This is a genomic window from Hoylesella timonensis S9-PR14 (genome assembly GCF_000762405.1).
In the GTDB taxonomy this organism is placed as follows: Bacteria; Bacteroidota; Bacteroidia; order Bacteroidales; family Bacteroidaceae; genus Prevotella; species Prevotella timonensis_A.
The window spans coordinates 1-4,371 of record NZ_JRPQ01000121.1 but is presented as its reverse complement, the minus strand read 5'-3'; the positions used below and the strand labels follow the sequence as shown (position 1 = coordinate 4,371).

7 protein-coding genes are annotated in these 4,371 nt (G+C 41.5%); 2 read left to right on the top strand and 5 right to left on the bottom strand.

Annotated elements, in window-relative coordinates; all coding sequences use genetic code 11:
- Window positions 1-64: 64 nt before the first annotated feature.
- Together HMPREF9304_RS07580 and HMPREF9304_RS07575 are read left to right on the top strand one after the other, a co-directional pair.
- Entirely contained in the window at window positions 65-406 is a 342-nt protein-coding gene (locus HMPREF9304_RS07580) for a glycoside hydrolase family protein (RefSeq protein WP_081953672.1), read from the top strand.
- A 341-nt stretch (window positions 407-747) separates the two neighbouring features.
- Window positions 748-1,650 carry a hypothetical protein gene (locus tag HMPREF9304_RS07575; RefSeq protein WP_036895245.1) on the top strand — a complete coding sequence of 301 codons (903 nt, stop codon included), beginning with the start codon at window positions 748-750 and terminating at the stop codon, window positions 1,648-1,650.
- A 107-nt stretch (window positions 1,651-1,757) separates the two neighbouring features.
- Here the strand turns inward: HMPREF9304_RS07575 and HMPREF9304_RS07570 are convergent, their stop codons facing one another.
- The 5 genes from HMPREF9304_RS07570 to HMPREF9304_RS07550 are packed head-to-tail and all read right to left on the bottom strand — an operon-like array spanning window position 1,758 to window position 4,257.
- On the bottom strand, window positions 1,758-1,976 hold the full coding sequence (locus HMPREF9304_RS07570; protein ID WP_036927963.1) for a hypothetical protein: 219 nt from the start codon (window positions 1,974-1,976) through the stop codon (window positions 1,758-1,760).
- Between the two features lie 55 nt (window positions 1,977-2,031).
- Window positions 2,032-2,262, bottom strand: coding sequence for a DUF8466 domain-containing protein (locus HMPREF9304_RS07565; protein WP_052046011.1), 231 nt, complete (start codon window positions 2,260-2,262; stop codon window positions 2,032-2,034).
- A gap of 31 nt (window positions 2,263-2,293) precedes the next feature.
- The gene (locus HMPREF9304_RS07560) at window positions 2,294-2,539 is read right to left on the bottom strand and encodes a DUF6926 domain-containing protein (protein ID WP_004338370.1); all 246 of its coding nucleotides are present in this window, start codon (window positions 2,537-2,539) and stop codon (window positions 2,294-2,296) included.
- Between the two features lie 22 nt (window positions 2,540-2,561).
- On the bottom strand, window positions 2,562-3,833 hold the full coding sequence (locus HMPREF9304_RS07555) for a PcfJ domain-containing protein (RefSeq protein WP_036927961.1): 1,272 nt from the start codon (window positions 3,831-3,833) through the stop codon (window positions 2,562-2,564).
- A 4-nt stretch (window positions 3,834-3,837) separates the two neighbouring features.
- On the bottom strand, window positions 3,838-4,257 hold the full coding sequence (locus HMPREF9304_RS07550; protein WP_036927959.1) for a PcfK-like family protein: 420 nt from the start codon (window positions 4,255-4,257) through the stop codon (window positions 3,838-3,840).
- Between the last annotated feature and the right edge of the window lie 114 nt (window positions 4,258-4,371).

Genomic DNA, 4,371 nt, shown 5'->3' with positions numbered 1-4,371 from the left:
TTTCAATCATTTGCAATATAAAGTTAGGATAATATCAAGGTTAGGATAATGATGCTTATCCGAAATTTCGGATAATCATCAGCTGCAACGGGGAGAGCGTTTCACAGCGAATATGATAGAGCGGCAGGCGGACTCCCTACTCCGTGCCGACCTTTGGAAATGCTTTGAACACTTCAAAGGCTATGGCAAGGATGCGCTGCTGCTGACCTTGCTTGCCTATAATGTGGGTGTAGGGCGATTGCTTGGTTATGGTAAGCACCAAAAGAGTAAGCTACTGCGAAAGATTGAAGCTGGAGACAGGAGCTTCTATCGAGAGTATGTTTCGTTCTGCCGATATAAGGGAAAAGTTTTGAGTGGATTAGTTAAACGCAGACAGGTGGAGTTTGTGCTGTTCTATATACCTTGATACATCTATTCTTATTTTGCAAAAGTACAACTTCTACCTCGTCTCTTCAATTGCCAATAATAATGATTTTAGTTTTTTATAATACGCTTTATAGTTTACATTGACGTGATATCATATCATATAGGTGTGGAGCCGTGTATTGGCTTATGAAGATTCCCAATCCCACTACTACGCAAGATAGAAGATAATGGAAGAAATCTCTACAAGGAGTATCTAAAATCTTGTAGATGTAAGGTAAAGGTGTGTGCAAGTTTATCGAATCATAAGCGGTAGTTTCTTGTTGATTTATTTGTCTTTCTAATTATGAATGAGTAATTTTGTTGAAATAAAAACTTTGATTTATGGATTTTTTCAGATTTAATAAAATTTACGTCGTAGAATCTCTACAAGATGAGCGTCAAACTGGTAAAGAATTGTACGATGATATTATCAAGAGACGAAGTTACTGTCATAGTGATTTAGCTACAGAGTATGTACAGGTTCTTTCATTAGAAGATTGGGTCAATATTATCAAAAGAATAAAACAAGAGACCAAAGATAACCATGTAATTCCTATTCTTCATTTTGAATTACATGGAAGTAGCAACCATGATGGTCTTGTACTGGCTAACAAAGATTTGATACCTTGGAGCAACTTCGTATCAGATATGCGGTGCATAAATATCGAAACTCAGAACAATTTATTGATAACCATGGGGATTTGTTTCGGTATGGACATCTTGTATTACACCTTATTGGAAGAACCATCACCTTTCTTTGGGATAATAGGCTCTTTATATGCCTTACAAAATGATGATATATACATAAGCTACAGTGAATTCTACGATGAGTTTTTACAATCATTCGATATTACGAAATCTTTGCAGTGCCTTTTTAGAGCAAATCCAGATAGGCCCCAGGAATACTCTTTTGTAAATGCACCAGAACTCTTTAGAAGAATTTATAAAAATTATCTTGAAACTCAGTTTACGCCTGATGCTATAAAAAAAAGGATCAGCGATACCATTATGGAGGGAGAAGCTAAGCGTGGTTTTATATATTCATCGAAAGAAAAGAAAGTTTTTGCGAATAAATTTAAGAAAGAACTAAAAAAAACTAAGAACCCATTCTATTTAAGTCATTTCAACAACTTTCTTATGTGTAACAAATTCAAAACCTGCAAAAAACGGTTCGCTATTCCACGGACAACTAAAGAATTCTTAGCGACTAATTGGAGTGATATTATGCCAAACGTCATCAACTAAAAGGTACTTTTCTGCGACTTTCTTTTGCTTCTTTTCTTTGGTCGCCTGCTCGTTCAAAGAGAAAGAAAAGAAGCCACGCAATTTTTAAGGTTGCGTGGCTCATTGTGTTAGGGATTTTCGGTTGTTTCAATTATCCGCTCTTCGGGGTGGGTATTAAAAGCCCAGTTGATGTGTTCATCGGGCAGCGTGCTGTGTATTCCTCTGCCCATCACCATTCCACAATCTTCAAGGATTTTGCGCTCGGCTTCTTCTCGGTCTGTGGCTACAACCTCAAACACACCTTCAAAAACGTATTGGGTGCGTACTCTGTAAACTTTCCTTTCCATATTTTCAAAACTCAGCGATTAGTAATCTGTGTTCCATTGGTTCACCATTCGATAGCTAACGGTGGGTTAGCCAAAAATGATGTGCGCCGTAACCATAGACAAAAAACTTGTCAAGTTCCGTTTCTTGGGAGATTTGGAGGAGTGCGGTCTGCAACTCCTCCTTGCTCTCGGCTATGCTTATGGCATTGATAACTCTCACGATGATGATGGGTATTTCATCTGCCCACGAGTTGTTGAGAGCTTTGCTCGAAAAATTATGAATAATGCCTTCTACATGTACTTTCATATTGTTGTCGTTTATAGGTTGATGTTTTTATTTACTCTCTGCAAATAAGGGTGCAGTCCTCTACCTCGGTGGGTAGTCCAAAGGCTGGCACGTGGGTAAAATAAGGTTGCATATTCCCCTCTATGTCTGTGTGGGGCGATATAACCTCCGCTTTGGTGTCCTTACTCCATTGGTCTGCGAGTGCGATTTCTTCGTCTGTCAGTCCTGTACTATCTCCATTGATAAGGTAGCCTAAACTCCACGTTGGAATTTTCTCTATTGTCTTGTATGTCGCCATAATCGTTGTTATTATAGGATTGTTATGCGGTTGCTCTCTGTGCTATCATTCTCATATTCTTCTGCATCAAGGCGAGTATCTGCTCGTGGTACTCGGTGTTCTTGTTGCACACTCCACGACTTTGCACCACTTTCATCGTTTCCAATGATACCTCGATGGTTTCGATGCGCTCTCCGTCCTTTGTGGCAGAGAAGATAAGCGACTGCGGTTTGCTGTAATAGCGTGCATCATATACGCAATGGTGCATTGCCGTGCCTTCCTCTAAATGCTCCTGCACACTCTCCAAAACGTGGATGCGGATAATGCCGTCAGTGAACTCTATGCCAAAGAATTTTGCTTTGAGTTGCTTGTATGCTTGTTCGGCTTCCATCGCTTCCTTGCGCTTCTTGATAATGTTCTCACGCTCTCTCATCGCTCTGCGCTTGGCTTGGTAATGGTCGTGTGCTGTTCTAAGGTCGGTGGGGCAAACATACTTGGCATTGTGAATATCCTTGCCTAATTGATTGAGCATATCCACCATATCACACCATAGACTTCCGTCCTCTATATGGTAGCCGTTTCGCAAACAGATGCGGATAGATGCCCAATAGCTATCAATGCTTCTTCGACCATTGTGCATGAAGAATTTGAGTAGCGGGATTTGCCCCGACTTCAACAAGGTTTCCACACGGCTATCGGAAAGCAGTGCCGGTATAAGTTCGGTAGGCACTATATTGTGGAAGTTTCCCTCAAAACCATTTCTGCGAAGTGTGTCCGTAACCTTGAACTTGGGATATATCGGTGAGTACGATATATAGCGGTAGGCTTCGTTGTCGTTGCGTACTGCCATTGGCGAACAGAAAGAAAAGGTGTCAATGTATCTGCCTAATGTTCGTTGAACAGCAATAATCGTTTTTCTTCCTTGTGCGTTCCACCAATACTGACCGATTTCAAAGGTATATGAAGATGCCTTGCAACCTTTCTCCATTTCCACAGAAAGGAGGAACATTCTTAGTATTTGGTATTCTCCGTAAGTGGTAAGTATCGTGAAATATTGCTTTTGTCTTATCTTGCGTTGAAAGGTTTCCTTGACCTGCAACCTTGCCCCGCAATGGGGGCAGGTGCAAGTGTCCGTAGGCTTTTCTATTGTCCAACTATGCCCACAATCCATACACGTTGTGCGACCTTTGGGCAGTCGGTAGGCGAAATGGTCTATACATTCACGGAATGCCCATTTGCTCTGTGTCTTGGTTATCGGGCGAAGGTGCTTACTCTCGGCAAGGACTGCCTTCTCATATTTGTTTCTTGGTTTCATAGGCTTAAAAATCAAATAGTGACGGTTGTGTTTGGGGTGCTGCGCTTTCGGTTTTCTTCACTCGTGCGTTACGGCTCTGTATCTTGGCAAGTTCCTCACGTTGGTACTGCTTGATGGCTTCTTGCCTTGCTTCGGCTTTCTCCTCCTCTGTGAGTTCCACAATATGATTTACTGCCACTCTGCAAGTGATTTCCTTTCCTACTTCAATTTCATCCTCGTCATAGTAGTGTACCGCCATTGAGTAGATTTCATCGTCCTCAAAGCCATTGCAGCCATTCGCCTGCACTTGGTTCAAGATGTAGGTTACACACTCCTCGATGCTCTTGTTAGGCTTCATCAAGTTGGGTGCAAACAAATGGTCTGTCGCTGCACGCTGATTGAGATACTCGGCTATTGCTCGCGTAAAATGTTCTGTTCCTTTCATAGTCGTTTAATGTTTGGGGATTTCTACTATTTGATTGACACTACCATACAAATAGGCTCTTAGGCTGGTGCGGTCGGGTGCGTAATACTCTGCCCAATGTCCGTATTGATTGAC